The 17,346-nt window shown below is 71.0% G+C and carries 17 protein-coding genes; 12 read left to right on the top strand and 5 right to left on the bottom strand.

Features of this window, described 5'->3' with window-relative positions:
• Nucleotides 1–568 precede the first annotated feature (568 nt).
• A complete protein-coding gene (locus BpN12_RS12470) occupies nt 569–1,375 on the top strand; it encodes a sulfite exporter TauE/SafE family protein (protein ID WP_246792890.1) in 807 nt (268 codons plus the stop codon).
• A gap of 109 nt (nt 1,376–1,484) precedes the next feature.
• Here BpN12_RS12470 and BpN12_RS12465 read toward each other — a convergent pair whose 3' ends face one another.
• On the bottom strand, nt 1,485–3,137 hold the full coding sequence (locus tag BpN12_RS12465; protein WP_246792889.1) for an MCP four helix bundle domain-containing protein: 1,653 nt from the start codon (nt 3,135–3,137) through the stop codon (nt 1,485–1,487).
• A 211-nt stretch (nt 3,138–3,348) separates the two neighbouring features.
• On the opposite strand from BpN12_RS12465, the gene BpN12_RS12460 reads away from it, so the two are divergent.
• Complete coding sequence (locus BpN12_RS12460) at nt 3,349–3,528, top strand: hypothetical protein (RefSeq protein WP_246792888.1); 180 nt, start codon at nt 3,349–3,351, stop codon at nt 3,526–3,528.
• Nucleotides 3,529–3,583: 55 nt separating this feature from the next.
• On the opposite strand, the gene BpN12_RS12455 is transcribed toward BpN12_RS12460, so the two are convergent.
• Nucleotides 3,584–4,084 (bottom strand): MEKHLA domain-containing protein, encoded by a 501-nt coding sequence (locus tag BpN12_RS12455; RefSeq protein WP_246792887.1) that lies wholly within the window; start codon nt 4,082–4,084, stop codon nt 3,584–3,586.
• Between the two features lie 338 nt (nt 4,085–4,422).
• Between BpN12_RS12455 and BpN12_RS12450 the strand changes: the two genes are divergently transcribed.
• The 5 genes from BpN12_RS12450 (at nt 4,423) to BpN12_RS12430 (ending at nt 10,625) form a co-directional block, all read left to right on the top strand.
• Nucleotides 4,423–5,082 (top strand): HAD family hydrolase, encoded by a 660-nt coding sequence (locus tag BpN12_RS12450; protein ID WP_246792886.1) that lies wholly within the window; start codon nt 4,423–4,425, stop codon nt 5,080–5,082.
• Nucleotides 5,083–5,461: 379 nt separating this feature from the next.
• Nucleotides 5,462–6,769, top strand: coding sequence for an MFS transporter (locus BpN12_RS12445; RefSeq protein WP_246792885.1), 1,308 nt, complete (start codon nt 5,462–5,464; stop codon nt 6,767–6,769).
• A 46-nt stretch (nt 6,770–6,815) separates the two neighbouring features.
• Complete coding sequence (locus BpN12_RS12440; protein WP_246792884.1) at nt 6,816–7,754, top strand: dihydrodipicolinate synthase family protein; 939 nt, start codon at nt 6,816–6,818, stop codon at nt 7,752–7,754.
• A 196-nt stretch (nt 7,755–7,950) separates the two neighbouring features.
• Nucleotides 7,951–9,696: an IlvD/Edd family dehydratase gene (locus BpN12_RS12435; protein WP_246794707.1), complete on the top strand. Its 1,746-nt coding sequence runs from the start codon at nt 7,951–7,953 to the stop codon at nt 9,694–9,696.
• Nucleotides 9,693–10,625, top strand: coding sequence for a 2-hydroxyacid dehydrogenase (locus tag BpN12_RS12430; RefSeq protein ID WP_246792883.1), 933 nt, complete (start codon nt 9,693–9,695; stop codon nt 10,623–10,625). Before BpN12_RS12435 ends, BpN12_RS12430 begins: the two co-directional genes overlap by 4 nt.
• Nucleotides 10,626–10,679: 54 nt before the next feature.
• Here BpN12_RS12430 and BpN12_RS12425 read toward each other — a convergent pair whose 3' ends face one another.
• Entirely contained in the window at nt 10,680–11,585 is a 906-nt protein-coding gene (locus BpN12_RS12425) for a LysR family transcriptional regulator (RefSeq protein WP_246792882.1), read from the bottom strand.
• A gap of 254 nt (nt 11,586–11,839) precedes the next feature.
• Nucleotides 11,840–12,988 (bottom strand): MFS transporter, encoded by a 1,149-nt coding sequence (locus tag BpN12_RS12420; RefSeq protein ID WP_246792881.1) that lies wholly within the window; start codon nt 12,986–12,988, stop codon nt 11,840–11,842.
• A gap of 228 nt (nt 12,989–13,216) precedes the next feature.
• Here BpN12_RS12420 and BpN12_RS12415 point away from each other — a divergent pair, with 228 nt between their 5' ends.
• On the top strand, nt 13,217–13,702 hold the full coding sequence (locus BpN12_RS12415; protein WP_342346192.1) for a winged helix-turn-helix transcriptional regulator: 486 nt from the start codon (nt 13,217–13,219) through the stop codon (nt 13,700–13,702).
• Between the two features lie 6 nt (nt 13,703–13,708).
• On the opposite strand, the gene BpN12_RS12410 is transcribed toward BpN12_RS12415, so the two are convergent.
• Nucleotides 13,709–14,227, bottom strand: coding sequence for a hypothetical protein (locus BpN12_RS12410; RefSeq protein ID WP_246792879.1), 519 nt, complete (start codon nt 14,225–14,227; stop codon nt 13,709–13,711).
• A gap of 330 nt (nt 14,228–14,557) precedes the next feature.
• Here BpN12_RS12410 and BpN12_RS12405 point away from each other — a divergent pair, with 330 nt between their 5' ends.
• The 4 genes from BpN12_RS12405 (at nt 14,558) to BpN12_RS12390 (ending at nt 17,289) form a co-directional block, all read left to right on the top strand.
• Nucleotides 14,558–14,941 carry a nuclear transport factor 2 family protein gene (locus BpN12_RS12405; protein ID WP_246792878.1) on the top strand — a complete coding sequence of 128 codons (384 nt, stop codon included), beginning with the start codon at nt 14,558–14,560 and terminating at the stop codon, nt 14,939–14,941.
• Nucleotides 14,942–15,013: 72 nt separating this feature from the next.
• Nucleotides 15,014–15,964, top strand: a complete 951-nt coding sequence (locus tag BpN12_RS12400; RefSeq protein WP_246792877.1) for an alpha/beta fold hydrolase — start codon at nt 15,014–15,016, stop codon at nt 15,962–15,964.
• A gap of 112 nt (nt 15,965–16,076) precedes the next feature.
• On the top strand, nt 16,077–16,607 hold the full coding sequence (locus BpN12_RS12395; RefSeq protein WP_246792876.1) for a heme-binding protein: 531 nt from the start codon (nt 16,077–16,079) through the stop codon (nt 16,605–16,607).
• Between the two features lie 139 nt (nt 16,608–16,746).
• Nucleotides 16,747–17,289 carry a hypothetical protein gene (locus BpN12_RS12390; RefSeq protein ID WP_246792875.1) on the top strand — a complete coding sequence of 181 codons (543 nt, stop codon included), beginning with the start codon at nt 16,747–16,749 and terminating at the stop codon, nt 17,287–17,289.
• Nucleotides 17,290–17,346: the final 57 nt, after the last annotated feature.

Here is a 17,346-nt window from a genome sequence, read left to right as displayed (position 1 = left end):
CCGGGGCGTTCGGGGCGCAGGCACCATGGCGCCGACTGCCGACTGCCGACTGCCGACTGCCGACTGCCAAGGGAGGCGCGATGCGGGGCACCACGCGCCGACGGCGTCGATCGGCCGGTGCGCGACGGGAATGGACAGCGGCCGCGCGGGCAAGCGCCGTTCCCGCCGTTGCCGGCTCCCGACACGCCGCGTTTGCGCCCGGCCGACCGGGACGACGCATCGACCACTGCCATCACTGCCACTTCCTGCCACGAATCGCTGCCGATGGCGGCGTCGGCATGGGCTGCACGCGCCGCGGCCGGCTTGCGCCATCCGTTTCCGCCGGGTGTGCTGTGAGCAAAATCAAGTGTTTAGGCGCGCCTGTCGCAGGCTGGCATGCGACTTGTTAATAGTCGCTGCCTTCGTTGCACGCCCTCCCCAGGGCGCCACCCCCGACAGAAAAGAAAAGGAAACCGCGTTGACCCATGATGCCCATGCCGCCGTGGCGGCCGCCCGCTGTCATCCGTCGTCCGTCGCCTTGCCGCCGGCCGGCTCGCCGCGCGCGGCCTTCCCCTGCCGGAGCCGCTGAATGGAAACCGCACTGATCCTCGGCGCGCTGGTGGGCGCGGTGCTCGGCCTGACCGGCGCGGGCGGCGGCATCCTCGCCGTGCCGGCGCTGGTGGTGGGACTCGGCTGGCCGATGCAGCAGGCCACGCCGGTGGCATTGATCGCGGTGTCGGGCAGCGCGGCGATCGGCGCGCTGGAGGCGTTCCGGCAGCGGCTGGTCCGCTATCGCGCCGCGCTGCTGATGGCGGCGGCGGGCGTGCCGGCCACCTCGCTCGGCGTGCGTGCCGCGCATGCGCTGCCGCAGCGGCTGCTGCTCGCGCTGTTCGCGGCGGTGATGCTGGTGGTTGCGTTGCGGCTGTGGCGTCAGGTGCGGGCCGGGCGCACCGGGCAGCCCGACGCCTCGCCGCTCTGCGTCGGCCATCTCGATCCCGCGACCGGCCGGCTCGCCTGGACGCCGCGTACCGCCGTCGCACTCGCGGCCACCGGCGCCGTCACCGGCCTCATGACCGGGCTGCTCGGCGTGGGCGGCGGCTTCATCATCGTGCCGATGCTGCGCAAGCTGACCGACGTGCCGATGCACGGCGTGGTGGCCACCTCGCTGATGGTGATCGCGCTGGTGGGCGCGGGCGGCATCGCCTCGACGGTCGCGCACGGCACGCCGGTGCCCGTCGAGGTCGCCGTCTGGTTCAGCGTGACCACGGCGGCCGGCATGATCGCGGGCCGCTTCGCCTCGCATCGGCTCGCGGCGCGCCACGTGCAGGCCGGCTTCGCCGCGGTGCTGAGCGTGGTCGCGGTGGGGCTGCTCGCGAAGGCCGCGTTCGGCGCCTGAGCACGGCGGCTAGGGCGGCGATCGAAGCGGACCGGCGGCAGATCGCGCGTCATCGACCGACGCGTGAAGCGGCCGTCGGGCACGACCACCCAGCGCGAGGGCGCGCGCCCTAGGCCTTGGCGAACCGTTCGAACAGGTTCGCCTGCACCAGCGCGAACACCGCGGTGATATGCCGGGCGAGCGCGACGGCGTCCAGATCGTGCAATCGCACTTGCCGCGAGACCTGTTTCATCAAGGCCGCGAAGCCCAGCGCGCCGACGTAGGCGCTACTCGCCTCGAGCGTGTGCGCGAGCCGTGCGGCGTAGTGCAGGGCGCCGTATTCGAGCGCGTGGGTCAGCGCGGCGACCTGCGATGCCGAACTGGAGAGGTAGATCGCGACGACGTCGCGGGCGAGGTCGGGCATCTCGTCGTTGGCCTGCTCGCGCAGCGCGGCCACGCAGGCGTCGTCGATCGCGGCCTCGCTCGCGTAGTCCGGCAGCGCCGGGCCGCTGGTTGCCTCGAGGGCCGGCATGGCGGCGCCGGCCGGCGCGCCTGCGTCGATCGCCACGGGCATCGCGGCGCGCGGCGCGACCGGCAGATGCGTGCGGATCGCCGAGGCGAATTCGACGAACGTCAACGGCCTGGCGACGATGCTGCTGATGCCGATCGGATGGCGCGGGACGATGCTGCCCGCGCGCTCGGCGGGGTCGCGCGTGATGCCGTCCGCGCCGTCCATCAGCCGCGCCACGGCCTTGAGCAGGCGCCCGGCGCCGGCCCGCAGCGCCGCCCGCGGCCGCGCCGCCGGCACCGCACCGTTGCGCAGCACCCAGGCGCCGGCACCGCCGCCCATCAGCAGGGACGCGACGCCGAGCACACCGGCCAGCAGCAGCGCCTCGTGATAGCGCTGCTGCGCCCGGGCGAATTCGGCGAGCGCATCCTGGTGGCTCGACTGGATACCCTGCTCGATCATGAGCAGCAAGGCCGCGAAGACCTTGGGCGCCTCGCCGCCCGCCAGCTCGCGCGCCTCGATGCCGCCGGCCTCGCCGTGTTCGCTGGCGTCGACCGTCTGCTGGTCCAGCGCCAGATACTTCGTCCAGTTCCGGTGGATCCGGTCGTAGCGTTCGCGCTCGCGCGGCGAGCCGATCATCTGCTCGTATTGCGAGAAGTCGCGGTTCAGCGCCGCGATCGCGGCGCTGCGCCGGTGCAGCTGGCTGCGGCGCGCGGCCGGATCGGTGATGAGGGTCAGGCGCAGCGTGTTCCGGCGTACCCGGTTGGCGTTGGCCTGGATGTCGTCGAGCGTCTCGACGCCGGGCAGCAGGACGGTCGTGATGGTATGCGTGCCGGCGAACGCGCGGGAGACCTGATAGGCCCCGGCCGTCACGGCGAGACACAGCAGGAGCAGCGCGCCGATGATCCCGGTACCGGGACGCGCCTCGATTTTCATTTCGTTGACATGCATGACTTCACCCCGTCGCTGTTGTATCCCGTATCCGTTCGTCAGCGCCGCCGATGCCCGGAGTCGATCGCCGACCCCGCGCGATGCGTGCTCCACCATTCGGCCAGGCTTGGATCTTCTGTCGATCGTTTGCTCGTCGACTTTGCGTTTGCCCGCTGACTTCACTTTCCCAGCAAAGCGCGGTCTCGCCAATGGCGGTAGATACCTAGTTAACGGGGACGCGACGCGATTGCTGAATAGTCGACCCATAGGGATGAACCCGATCGGATTGAACCGTGTCGTCGGCCGGATCGCGCCGTGCGACGAGGCTTCGCGGGATCCTTGCATGGCCCGGGATGTTCGGGCGGGAAACTGCCGGGACAAAAAGCGCCGTCAGCCATCGCCGTTTGCTGCCGGCATCGCGAGCATGGCGCGGCGGCTGCCGTGGCGTGACGATGCCACGCTCGTGGCGGTAAGGGGGCCGACGGATCGACCTCGATGAAGCCGTTCCGGCAATCAGCCGGCGCAACGTTTTCATCCGATTTACTAGGGAGTCCCTATGTTTTCGGCAACCGGACGAAGCGTGATGATCGGCGGCTTCATCGGCGCGGGCGGCCAGCGTTCCGCGCAGTTGCAGCCCTTCGAGCCGCCGTGCATCGTCGGCGCGGCGGCGGGTGCTGGTCCAGGTTGCATCGGCGGCGCTGCGGTTCGTCCCGCGCCGCCCGATCATCCCACGTAGGCCGCGGTCGAATTGCCGCGCACGCGCGAGCGGTTCGGGCCGAACCGCAGCGCGCCTACGGCGCCGGGGCGATCGGCGTCACGTTCGGCAGCAGTGCCGCCTGTCCGCGATAGGTACCGTCGGCGTCGGTCAGCTGCCAGACGGTGACGTTCTCGATCCAGAACCGCGCGCCCGATTTCGCGATCCGGATGCCGCGATAGTCGTCGACGTAGCCGTGGTTCGTCACCTGATCGAGAAATGCCTGCCGCTCGCTGCGCTCGGGCGCCTCGGCCGACAGGCGCGAGGGCAGCGTGGTCAGTTCGTGCCAGTCGTAGCCGAAGATGGCCTGCGCGCGCCGATTGCCGTAGACGAACACCGGATCGGCGGCCGTGTCGTGCGCGAGGATGCCGAACGGCGCGGCCTCGTAGAGCCAGGCCGCCTGCTGGCCGGCCGGCACGGTATCGGGGACGAGCGGCTTGCCGAGCAGCCGGCGATAACTGTGAGCGAGCAGCGCGAAGAACGCGGGGTCGGTGCCGGACGAAGGCGGTGAAAGGGGCGAAGGCGAGGGCTGAGTCATGCGTGGCTGGCGAATGGAGGCGTGGAGGCATGGAATCGGAGCGAGACACGGCCGGCATGCGGGCGGTAGCCCGGGCGGCGCGACAGCGGCCCGACGTACCCGCGAAAGCGCGCCGGAAAATTCACCGCGGGCATACCGCGTCTGCGCCGACCCATCCGCCGCCATTGTAGGCGACCGGCCGCGCCGCCGCCGCCGGCCGGCACGAACCGCGCGCAAGCCATGCGAAGCGCCCGCGCTTGACGAAACACCGCGCGCGGCCGCGGGCGTTCCGCTATGATCGAGCGTTTGCGATTCCGGCACCGCCGCCCGGCCAGGCTGGCAGCCGCACCGATCCGATCATGTTTCCAGCCAGCCGCGCCTATCTCTTCGATTTCGATCTGACGCTCGCCGATTCGAGCGACGCCATCACGTTCTGCGCCGAGTCGGCGCTGACCGACATGGGCATCACGCCGCCGCCGGCGGCGCGCATCCGCGAGTCGATCGGGCTGACGCTGCCCGCCACGTTCACGTTCCTGACCGGCCTCGACGACGCCGCGCTCGCGGCCACCTACGCCACGCGCTTCGTCGCGCACGGCGACCAGGTGATGGTGAAGATGACGCGCTTCTACCCGGAAGCGATCTCGCTGCTGTTCACGCTGTCGGCGCAGGCGATTCCGGTCGCGATCGTGTCGACCAAGTTCCGCTACCGGATCGAGCAGATCCTGCGGCATGCGAATCTCGCGCACTACGTGACGGCGATCGTCGGCAACGAGGACGTCACGCATCACAAGCCGCATCCGGAAGGGCTGCACAAGGCGCTCGCGCTGCTCGGCGTCGCGCCGCACGAGGCCGTGTACATCGGCGACCACGCGGCCGACGAGCAGGCCGCGGCCGCCGCCGGCGTGCCGTTCATCGGCGCCGTGACGGGCCAGATCGACGCGGCGCAGTGGCGCGAACGCGGCTGCCGGTCGGTCGAGCGCGACCTCGGCGAGCTGATGACGTTCGGTACGACGCGCTGAGCCTTGCCCAAGCGGGCGCCGTCTGAACGGCGCCCGAATGCTTCTCGCTCCGTCGGCACCGCGCGCCAGCCGGGTGGCTGACTCGAGCCGCCTCCCGTTTCTCCCCTCTCGCCTCCCGCCGCCGGGCCACCCCGGCGCCCGCACCACATTCCCCCGCTCCCCGGACCGAAAAATTTTTGAGGTCTGAACGACACGTTCCCTGCTTTTTCCGCGCTGCCAAGGTTGCAATACTGCTGCCAACGCCGGAAAGCGGGCGACCTCGCCCACCGCGTTCCGGCGGACCGCAAGCAACCGTGCCGACGAAGCGCGCCCATGCAGGCGTGCTCGCGACAAGGCGCGCGCGAGCCGCGCGACGCGCCGCCAACCGGAGACACCCGCAATGTCGACTCACCCCGCGATACCGATGGGGGCGGCCCGGCCGTCCGCCGACGCGACCTTTCGAAGGGCAGCCTGGCGCTTCATGCCGCTGCTGTTCATCTGCTACGTGGTGGCCTATCTCGACCGCGTGAACGTCGGTTTCGCGAAGCTGCAGATGCTGGGCGACCTGCATTTCAGCGAGGCCGTGTACGGCTTCGGCGCGGGGTTGTTCTTCGTCGGCTATTTCTTCTTCGAGGTGCCGAGCAACCTGCTGCTGCACCGGCTCGGCGCGCGCCGCTGGATCGCGCGGATCATGGTCAGCTGGGCGGTGCTGTCGCTGGCCACGGCCTGGGTGTCGACGCCGGCGATGTTCTACGCGGTGCGCTTCCTGCTCGGCGTGGCCGAGGCCGGCTTCTTCCCCGGCATGATCCTCTACCTGACCTACTGGTTCCCCTCGCACCGGCGCGGCAAGATGACGGCCGTGCTGATGGCGGGCAACCCGGTGTCGGGCATCGTCGGCGGCCCGCTGTCGGGCTTCATCATGCATGCGTTCAACGGCGCGGCCGGCCACGCGGGCTGGCAGTGGCTGTTCGTGGTGGAGGCGCTGCCGGCGGTGGTGCTCGGCGTCGTCGTGTATTTTTTCCTGGACGATCGCGTCGAGGATGCGACCTGGCTCAGCGCCGACGAGAAGGCCGTGATCGCGAGCGAGGTGGGTGGCGATTCGGCGGTGCGCACGCACGGCTCGGTCGGCGCGGTATTCGGCTCGGTGCGCGTCTGGCTGCTGTGCCTGATCCTGTTCGGGATCGTGATGGGCTCCTACGCGATCGGCTTCTGGCAGCCCACCATCATCCGCAACTCGGGCGTGGCCGATCCGTTCATGGTCGGCCTGCTCACCATCATTCCCTATGCGAGCGCGCTGGTGGCGATGCTGCTGGTGGGCCGCCATGCCGACCGCACGCGCGAGCGCCGCTGGCACGTGGGCGCGCCGGCGCTGCTCGCGGCGGCCGGCTTCTGCCTGTGCGCGGTGGCGGGCCAGTCGCTGCTGCCGGCGATGATCGGGCTCACGCTCGCCACGGTCGGCGTGATCTGCGCGCTGCCGATGTTCTGGGCGCTGCCCACCTCGTTCCTCGGCGGCACGGGCGCGGCGGCCGGCATCGCGCTGATCAACTCCACCGGCAACCTGGCCGGCTTCGTCAGCCCGGCCGTGATCGGCTGGCTGAAGACGCAGACCCACACGCTCGCCTCGGGCCTCTACCTCGTGGCCGGCACGCTGACGCTGTCGGCGCTCCTGATCGTGGCGTGCCTGCCGGCGCGGATCGTCAACCGATGAACCCATGCCGGCAATCGTTCCAACCCATCCCGCAGGAATTCCCCGCATGAACGCTTCCCGTCCGCCGCGGCTGCGCGGCGTGCTCGCCCCGGTGCTCACGCCGTTCCATCCGAACCTCGAGGCCGATACCGATGCCTTCGTCGCGCACTGCCGCTGGCTGGTGGCGAGCGGCGCCGGTCTCGCGATCTTCGGCACCAACTCCGAGGCGAACTCGCTGTCGGTGGCCGAGCGCATCGAGCTGACCGACGCGCTGCTCGCCGCCGGCGTGCCGGCTGCCGCGATGATGCCGGGCACCGGCGCCGCGGCGCTGCCCGACACGGTGCGGCTCACGCGTCACGCGGTGGAGGCCGGCGCGGCCGGCGTGCTGACGCTGCCGCCGTTCTTCTACAAGCCGGTGTCGGACGACGGCCTGTTCGCCTACTACTCGGAGGTGATCGAGCGCGTGGGCGACGCGCGGCTCGCGCTGTACCTCTATCACATCCCCGCGCTGTCGGGCGTGCCGATCACGCTGAACCTGATCGAGCGGCTCTGGACGCGTTATCCGCACACGCTGGCCGGCGTCAAGGATTCGTCGGGCGACTGGGCCAACACGCAGGCGATGATCGAACGCTTCGCGGCCGACGGCCTCGACATCTTCCCGGCCAGCGAGGCGCTGCTCGGCGCGGCGCTGCCGCTCGGCGGCGCGGGCTGCATCAGCGCGACCGCGAACCTGAATCCGGCCGCGATCGCCCGGCTCTGCGCGCACTGGCGCGACGCCGATGCGGATGCGCGGCAGCAGGCCGTCACGGCGGTGCGCCGGATTTTCCAGGGGCGGCCGATGATCGCCGCGATGAAATTCACGCTCGCGCACTGGCGGCGCGACGAACGCTGGCGCATCGTGCGCCCGCCGCTCGTCGCGCTCGACGCCGCCGAAGGTGCGCAGCTGCTGGCCGAACTCGACGCGGCCGGCTTCGCGATGCCGGGGCTCGCCGCGCGCGAGCCATGAGGCGCCCTGGCGAGCCGCCGGCCGCCAACGCAGGCACGATGCCGCTGCATCCGCAAACACGGACGCACACGATAACCACGCAATCCGAAGCAGGGAATACGCCATGAACGATCGATCCGACCAGCCAACCCGCCCGCGGTCCGGCTCGCCCTCCGAACCTTCCACCACGTCCGGGGCCGCCGACGAAGCCACCGGCATGCGGCGCGGCCTGACCTCGTATGGCGATTCCGGCTTCTCGCTGTTCCTGCGCAAGGCCTTCATCAAGGGCGCCGGCTACACCGACCCGGCGCTCGATCGCCCCGTGATCGGCATCGTCAACACCGGCAGCGGCTTCAACGCGTGCCACGGCAACATGCCTCAGCTGATCGAGGCCGTGAAGCGCGGCGTGATGCTGGCGGGCGGCCTGCCGGTGGATTTCCCGACCATCTCGATCCACGAGAGCTTCGCCTCGCCGACCTCGATGTACCTGCGCAACCTGATGTCGATGGACACCGAGGAGATGATCCGCGCGCAGCCGATGGACGCCGTGGTGCTGATCGGCGGCTGCGACAAGACGGTGCCGGCGCAGCTGATGGGCGCGGCCTCGGCCGGCATCCCGGCGATCCAGCTCGTGACGGGCGCGATGCTGACGGGCTCGCATCGCGGCGAGCGCGTGGGCGCCTGCACCGACTGCCGCCGCTACTGGGCGAAGTTCCGCGCGAGCGAGATCGACGATGACGAGGTGGCCGACGTCAACAACCAGCTGGTGGCGAGCGTGGGCACCTGCTCGGTGATGGGCACGGCCAGCACCATGGCCTGCCTCGCCGAGGCGCTCGGCATGACGGTGCCGGGCGCGGCCACGCCGCCGGCCGTCACGGCCGACCGGATCCGCGCGGCCGAGGAAACCGGCACGGCGGCCGTGTGGCTCGCGGCCGAACGGCTCACGATCGACCGGATCCTCACGCCGTACGCGTTCGACAACGCGCTGCGCGTGCTGCTCGCGATCGGCGGCTCGACCAACGCGATCGTGCATCTGGCCGCGATCGCCGGGCGCCTCGGGCATCGCATCGATCTGGACGCGCTCGACCGCATGGGCCGCGAGACGCCGGTGCTGCTCGACCTGAAGCCCACCGGCCAGCACTACATGGAGGACTTCCACAAGGCGGGCGGCGTCGCCACGCTGCTGCGCGAGCTGAAGCCGCTGCTGCATCTCGATGCGCTGACGGTGACGGGCGAGACGCTCGGCGAGCGGATCGAGGCGGCCGGCGCCGGCTTCGCGCAGGACGTGGTGCGGCCGTTCTCGCGGCCGATCTATCCGCAGGGCGGGCTGGCCGTGCTGCGCGGCAACCTCGCGCCGGGCGGCGCGATCATCAAGCAGTCGGCCGCGGACCCGAAGCTGATGGAGCACGAGGGGCGCGCCGTGGTGTTCGAGAACATCGAGGACCTGGTCGCGCGGATCGATGACGAGGCGCTCGACGTGAACGCCGACGACGTGCTGGTGCTCAAGCAGATCGGCCCGCTCGGCGCGCCGGGCATGCCCGAGGCCGGCTACATCCCGATTCCGCGCAAGCTCGCGCGCGCCGGCGTGAAGGACATGGTGCGGATCTCCGACGGCCGCATGAGCGGCACCGCGTTCGGCACGATCGTGCTGCACGTCACGCCCGAAGCCGCGATCGGCGGGCCGCTCGCGCACGTGCGCAGCGGCGACCGGATCCGGCTCAGTGTGGCGCGGCGCGAGGTGGCGCTGCTGGTGACGGACGAGGAACTGGCGCGGCGCGCGAGCGAGCGGCCGGTGACGCGGCCGAGCGCCGAGCGCGGCTATCGCAAGCTGTTCCTGCAGACCGTCACGCAGGCCGACGAAGGCGTCGATTTCGATTTCCTGCGCGCGGCGAGCCTGCAGCGCGGCGCGCAGGATGCGGGCGATGCCGGTGGTGCGGACCCCGCGATGGACGCGCCGCGATGACCGACGACGCACGCGTGCCGGTGCTGCGGATCGGAGAATTCCCCGAGGCGCTGCAGCGCGCGATCGACGCCGAACTCGACTGCCACGACGAGGCGCGGGTGATGGACGACGCGGCGCTGCGCGGCCGGATTCGCGCGATCGTCACGCGCAGCCAGTATCCGGTCGCGCCGGCGTGGTTCGAGCGGCTGCCCGCGCTGGCGATCGTCGCGACCTCGGGCGTCGGCTACGACGGCATTCCGCTCGCGGCGGCGCGCGAGCGCGGCATCGTCGTCACCAACACGCCGGGCGTGCTCGACGCGGCGGTGGCCGAGCTCGCCGTGGGGCTGCTGCTCGCGCTGCTGCGCGAGATACCGGCGATGGAGCGGCACCTGCGCGACGGTGGCTGGGCGCGCGCGCCGTACCGGCTCACCACGGGCCTTGCCGGCAAGCGCGTGGGGATCGTCGGGCTCGGCCGGATCGGCCTCGGCATCGCCGCGCGGCTCGCGCCGTTCGGCGTCGAACTTGCCTATTGCGGGCGCGCGCGCCGGCCCGTGCCGTATGCGTATTTCACGGATGCGGCCGCGCTCGCCGAGCAGGTGGACATCCTCGTCGTCAGCTGTCCGGGCGGCGCCGCCACGCGCCACCTGATCGACGCGCGCGTGCTGGCCGGCCTCGGGCAGGACGGCTTTCTCGTCAACGTCTCGCGCGGCTCGGTGGTCGACGAGGCCGCGCTCGTCACGGCGCTGCAACGCGGCACGATTCGCGGCGCCGCGCTCGACGTGTTCGAGACGGAGCCGCTCGTCGATTCGCCGCTGCTGACGATGCCGAATTGCGTGCTGTCGCCGCATGCGGGCTCGGCCACCGTGGAAACGCGCCGCATCATGCTGCGGCTGATGCTCGACAACGTGCATCGCGTGCTGGGCGGCGAGCCGGCGCTGACGCCGGTCTGAACGTGGGGCGGGGCCGCACGGGCGTCGTGCCCGCTCGGGATCGCCGGGGGCCGCTCAGGACGCGACGGCGGCCTCGCCGGCACCGGCCGGGCGGAACAGCTCGGCCGCCTCGTGCGCGAACGCCTGCGCGAGCGGGAAGCGCGGCGTGTGTCGCGCGATGATCAGGCCGATCCGGCGCACCGGCGCGCGTTCGGGCAGGGGGATGCGCGCGATCGCGAGGCCGCTGGTCCAGAGCGAGGGCCAGTCGGGCAGCAGCGAGATGCCGAGCCCCTTGTCGACCAGCGCCGCGATCGCGAGCAGCCCGTCGATCTCGAGCCGCTGGCGCGGATGCAGATCGTGATCGCGCAGGTAGCGCTCGGCCAGCTGGCCGCCGAGCACGGCGCGATCGTAGCGGATGAACGGTTCGCCGCGCAGCAGCTCGTGCGCGTCGCGGCCGGCCAGCCGCGCGGGCGCCACCACCACCAGCGGCTCCTCGGTCAGGCTGCGCCATTCGCAGGTCTTCTGGATCGTGAACTGCGGCTCCACCACGATCGCGACGTCGAGTTCGCCGGTGCCCACCTTGCGGCACAGCTCGACCGACGCGCCGGGCTCGACGAACAGCTTCAGGTCCGGATACGCGGCGTACACGCGCTGCAGCACCGACGGCAGCACGCTCACCATCGCCGACACGAACACGCCGAGCCGCAACTCGCCGAGCTGCGTGCGCCCGCCCTGCGCGATCGCCTGCAGGTCGCGCACCGAGTGCAGCACCGCGTGCGCGCTGTCGAGGATACGCAGGCCGTCGGCGGTCGGCACCACGCGGCGCCCCGAGCGGCGGATCAGGCGCGCGCCGAGCGCTTCCTCGAGGGAATGGATGCGTGCGGCCACGGCCGTCGCGGTCAGGTCGAGCCGGCGCGCCGCCTCGGCGATCGAGCCGCATTCGAGCACCGCGACGAAGCTTTGCACGTAACGAATGTCCATCCGGCGATTGTAGCGAGCCGGCGGGTGGCGGCGCCATCGGTGCCAGTGCGGACGTGCGGCCGGCGACAGTGTTTTAACGCACGTTTCAGCGCATGATTCGGGCTGCTTTTCGATGGGTGTTTCGTGGCGCGCGGCGGCCTGCGGCGCGATGCGTTCGGCGATTCGCTCAGGCCGCGTTACCGCCGCGTTACCGCCGCGTTTCGAATCGCGTTTCGAATCGCGATTCAAGCCGAGACTCGGGCCGAGAGCAACACTCAAGCCACGACCGCGCTCGCCGTGCCCTGCCGCCGCGCCGTCGCCCGGATGTGTCGCGCCGTAAGCTCGGCGACGCCAAGCGCCGCCGCCAGCAGCACCGCCGCGACGAAGCCGAGGCGATGCGCGCCCACCGCCGGCAGCGCGGCCGCGCCGATCAGCCCGGCCGCCGACACGCCGAGATAGGTGGCCGCCGTGTTGAGCCCGACCACCACCGGCGCGATCGACGGCGCGAGCGTGACGAGCCGGTGCTGCTGCGGCACCAGCAGGCCCCAGCCGCTGGCGCCCCAGATCGCGATCGCGAGCGCGGCGCTCCAGACCTGCGCACCGCTCCACGGCATCAGCGCGACGTCGATCGCGAGCAGCGAGAGCATCGTCATCAGCACGCGGCGCGAGCCGATCCGGTCGATCAGGCGGCCGGCCAGCAGGTTCGAGGCGGTGCCGGCCGCGCCCCAGATCACCAGCAGCACGCCGAGCACGGCGGTGTTGCCGCCCGTGGCCCGGTCGAACACCACGGCGAAGTAGGTGTACATGGTGAACAGGCCGGCCATCGCGAGCAGCGTGGTGGCGAGCGTGAGGCCGATGCGCGCGTCGGCCAGCGGCGCGAGGCGCTGGCGCAGCGACACGGCCGGCGGCAGCGGCATGGCCGGCAGCAGCGCGTGCACGCCGAGCGCCGCCAGCGCGCCGAGCGCGGCGACGAAGCCGAGCGTCCAGCGCCAGTTGCCGAGCCCGCCGATCACGGCGCCGAGCGGCGAGCCGAGCGCGGTGGCCGCGGTCAGCCCGGCCACCACGATCGACAGCGCGAAGCCGCGCCGCTCGGGCGGCACCAGCATGGTGGCCGCGCCGGTGGCGGTGGGCGAGAACATCGCGGCGCCGAGCCCGGCGAACGCGCGCGTGAGCAGCGCGATGCCGAGGCTCGGCGCGAACGCGGTGGCGAGGTTGGCCACCACGAACACGCCCAGGCCGCCGAGCATCAGCCGCCTGCGCGGCACCGCCGCCGCCACCGCCGCCAGGGTCGGCGCGAGCAGCGCGTAGCTGACGGCGTACACGGTGGTCATCTGGCCGGCCGCGCCGATGCCGACGCCGAACGCGCGAGAGAGTTGAGGAAGGATGCCGGCCACGACGAAGCTGTCGGTTCCGAGTGCGAACATTCCGAGGGCAAGCACCAGCAAGCGGCGATCCATGGCGAGGGTTCCCGGGGCAAGCCCGTTGACGCGTTGAGTTTCGTGACGCAACTATACGGAGCTTAGTTTCGTGATGCTACTGTTCGAGGCGAAACCCTGCCGGGCGTAGGGTGACCGGCTCGAGAGTTGCGTGACGAAACCTTGTGTGCTACAACGCGGCGCATGTACCGAAAACGCTATGACGGATCGAACTGCATGATCGCGCGCGCCCTCGACGAGGTGGGCGAGTGGTGGTCGCTGCTGATCGTGCGCGAATGCACGCAGGGCACGACGCGCTTCGACGAATTCCAGAGCCGGCTCGGCATCGCGCGCAACGTGCTGGCCGCGCGCCTCGAACGGCTGACCGAACTGGGCATCCTCGAGCGCTATCCGCTCGCCGAGCGCGCCAACACCGACGGCTACCGGCTGACCGAAAAGGGCAGCGAGCTGTATCCGGTGCTGGTGGCGCTGATGCAGTGGGGCGGCCGCTGGCTCGCCACCGACGGCAAGCCGCCGATCGCGCTCGTCGACGACGCGAGCGGCGAGCCGCTCGAACCGCTCGCGCTGCGCGGCAGCGACGGCCGCGAGTTGACGTTTCGCGACGTGCGTTTCGCGCCGGGGCCGGGCGCCAAGGCCAGCACGCACGAGGCGATCGAGCTGCGCAACGCGCGCGTGCTCGGCAAGCCCGACGCGCAGGACTGAGCGCGATCAAGCGTGATCGGGCCGCCGTTGGCAACATCGCGGCCGCCCGGCGCTGATCTGCGAACCCGCGCCGTGACTCGCTGCGCGATTCGGCTTCTTCTCCCTTCCGCTACAACCCACCCTCCGCACGCGGTGCCGGCAAATCGATCTCGGTGCGCGCCACCGCGCTCGGCGTCTGCGCCCCTGCAGCGCGAACCTCACGGCCGCCGCTGCCCGCGGGGCGGCCGAACCGCCCTGGCGATTCAGGTCGATTTCCTCCGGATACCGGTGCGCGACGTCGAGCGCGAGATAACGATGCTCGGCCAGCGTGTGCTCGCAGCCGGCCTGCTGCGCGAGCGCGAGCCCGATGCGCTCGCGCATGGGCGCGTCGAACACGCGGGCGAGCGCATCAGAGAGCGCCGTGTAGCCCTGCAACACCGCCGGGTGGCTGCCAGGGACGAAGCCGGGCCGCCGGTGGACGGCATCGAGCCGCGCCATCGAGACGTCCGGGGCATCGTCCCGGCCCGGAACGGCTCCGCGTGACATGGCGATTCCCCGTCCTGTCGCTCCGCGCGAGGCGGCGTCCGTCGAATTCTGCCGCCCGGCGGCGCGCCGAGCAATCCATCGAAAACGAACACCATATCCTCGAAAAACGAACAGCCGGGCCGGGGGCGAGCGGGCTATGCTTGGCCTCGCCGCAGCGAACCGGGCTGTCATTGGTAACCATTTAAATAAGTTTTGACAGGTTACTGATGGCGATGCTACGTTACGGGCGTCGTCGATCCCGTGGTGCCCGCGGGAACCCGGATCGACATCGTTCGTGCGTGCCGGCCGGCGGCGCGCGCTCCACTGGTGATTTTCGAAGGCAGGCACCCCATGACGACTCCCGTCCAGATCGTTCAGCACTTCTACGCGGCGCTCGAGAGCGGCAACGCCGAGCAGGCGCTCGGCCTGATGGCCGACGACATCGAATGGATCGCGATGTGGCATTACCAGGTGAAGGGACGCGGCCCGCGGCAGGTGGCCGAAGGGCTCCTGATGCCGCTGATGAAGGAATGGTCGACGTTCCGGATCGCGGCCACCGAGTTCGTCGCCGAGGGCGACACGGTGGTCTCGATCGGGCGCTTCGTCGGCACCCACGGCACCACCGGCAAGCGTGCCGACGCCGCCTACGCGCATGCGTGGACGATCGAGAACGGCAAGATCGCGCGATTCCGCCAGTTCATCGACACGCTGGCCGTGGCGAGCGCTCGGGTTTGAACATGCCGGCCATCAGTTAGCCGGAACGAGGAACAGCAGGGCAATCGCTGGATGGATTGATCAGGAATGCAAATGAAAAAGGCAAAATTCGCGAGCGGCATGCTGCTCGTGTTCGCGGCCCTCGTGGGCAACCGGGCGGCGCTGGCCGCCACGCCGTCCGACGCGGCGAGCGTGACCTATCACGTCGCGCAGGTGGACGGCGTCGGCGTGTTCTACCGCGAGGCCGGCCCGCCGCGCGCGCCCACCATCGTGCTGCTGCACGGCTATCCGTCCTCGTCGCGGCAGTACGCGGGGCTGATCCCGCTGCTGGCAACGCGCTATCACGTGATCGCACCGGACTATCCCGGCTTCGGCCAGAGCGAGGCGCCGCCGCCGGCGCGCTACGGCTACACGTTCGATCATCTGGCGCAGACCACCAGCGCGCTGCTCGAGCAGCTGAAGGTGGACCGCTACACGCTGTTCGTGCAGGACTACGGCGGCCCGGTCGGCTTCCGGATCATGGAGGCGCATCCCGAACGGCTGCGCGCCCTCGTGGTCCAGAACGCGAACGCGTATCAGGAAGGGCTCGGCAAGAACTGGCAGACCATCGCGAAGTACTGGGCCGATCGCGACGCGCATCCCGAGATCCTCGACGGCTTCACCGGCCCCGAGCTGACGAGGAACCGCCATCTGATCAACAGCCCGCATCCGGAACGCTACGACCCCGACGCGTGGCTCAGCGAGGACGCGTTCCTCGCGCGCCCCGGCGAGCGCGAGATCCAGGGCGACCTGATCTACGACTATCGCAACAACGTGGCCGCGTATCCGCGCTGGCAGGCATGGTTGCGCGCGCATCGGCCGCCGACGCTGGTGATGTGGGGCCGCTACGACCCGTCGTTCGTCACGCCGGGCGCGCTGGCCTACCGGCACGACCTGCCGGACGCCGAGATCCACGTGCTCGACGCCGGCCACTTCGCGACCGAGGAAAAGCTCGACGAGATTGCGCAGCTGACGCTGGCGTTTCTCGACCGGCAAAAGGATTGACGCGAGGCGGCATGCCGCCGCCGCGTCGCCGGCACCGGCCCGATGCCGGGAAATCGGGTCGACGAAAGCGTAGCGGGTCCGATGCGTACCGAATACGGACCGAAGGTGAATCATGCGGAAACGAAAGCAGGCGATGGTGATGGGCCTCGTCGCGGCGGCGGCGCTGGCGGCGTGCGGGCCGGCGGGGGCGCAGGTGTCGAGGAGTGGCTACGCGCTGCCGCTCGATCTCGCGCTCGACGGCGCGCTCGCGGCGCTGCACGCGTGCGAGGCGAAGGGCTACGACGTGACGGTGGACGTGGTGGACGTGTCGGGCACGCAGCAGGTGGTGCTGCGCGGCGATCATTCGACGATCCATACCAAGGACTCGGCCTATCACAAGGCCTACACGATCGTCACGATGGGGCCGATCTGGCATTTCGACACGACCACCGCGTTCCTCGGCGTGCTCGCGAAGTATCCGCCGGTGGCCGCCGAGAGCCTCGCCTCGACGCCGAACGTGGTGGCGCTGCCGGGCGGCGTGGCGATCAAGCTGCACGACGAGATCGTGGCCGGCCTCGGCGTGGGCGGCTCGCCGGGCGGCGACAAGGACGAGGTCTGCGCGCAGGCCGGCGCGGCCGCGATCGAGGCGAAGCTGCCGGGCTGAACGGCGGCGCGCGCGGCCGGCTTCCACGCGGCTTTCATCCGGCTGGATTTTCTCCTACAGTATCGTGGCTCACGCGGCGCCGGGCGGGTTCGCCCGCCGGCGCCGACGATCCCCACGACGACCGAGGAGAGACGAAGCGATGACCATCACCAAACGCGGCGACCACCTGTTCGCGGCCGGACTGTCGAAGACGATGCGCGACGTGGGCGACCTGATCCACACCGGGATCGGCCAGACCAGCGAAGGGCGCGTGCTGTACGCGAAGCTGGCGGCGTGCCGGCGCACCCTGACCGGCGACGCGTTCGAGATCGCCATCGACCGGGGCCGCGTGGTCGGCGGCGCCGACGCCCACTCGGTCGCGTTCGGCCACGCGATCCGCGATTTCGACCTGACCATGCGCAGCCTCGTGTTCGCGCTGCAGCACCGGCGCGGCATCGACGAGGTGCGTGACCAAGGCAAGCGGACCGACGACCTGATGCAGGCGTCGCGGCTGGTGGACGACGCGAGGCAATACGCGACGATCGCGGTCAACCGTCTGTTCGAGACCGTGATCGATCCCGACGTGCTGGGCCGCCTCCTCGGCGACGGCGGCGGCCGCGCCCAGCTCACGCAAATCACCGCCGCGCGCGAGACGCTGCGGCGCGCACGCAGCGAGATCGTCGCGACCATCGCGAGGATGTAGCGCGGCGCGTAGCCGGCCCGGGTTCGAATCCTCTAGAATCGCGTCACCTTTCCTCGA

The sequence above is a fragment of the Burkholderia perseverans genome, from assembly GCF_022870505.1.
GTDB classification, from domain to species: Bacteria; Pseudomonadota; Gammaproteobacteria; order Burkholderiales; family Burkholderiaceae; genus Burkholderia; species Burkholderia plantarii.
This window is presented reverse-complemented; position numbering and strand designations above follow the sequence as displayed.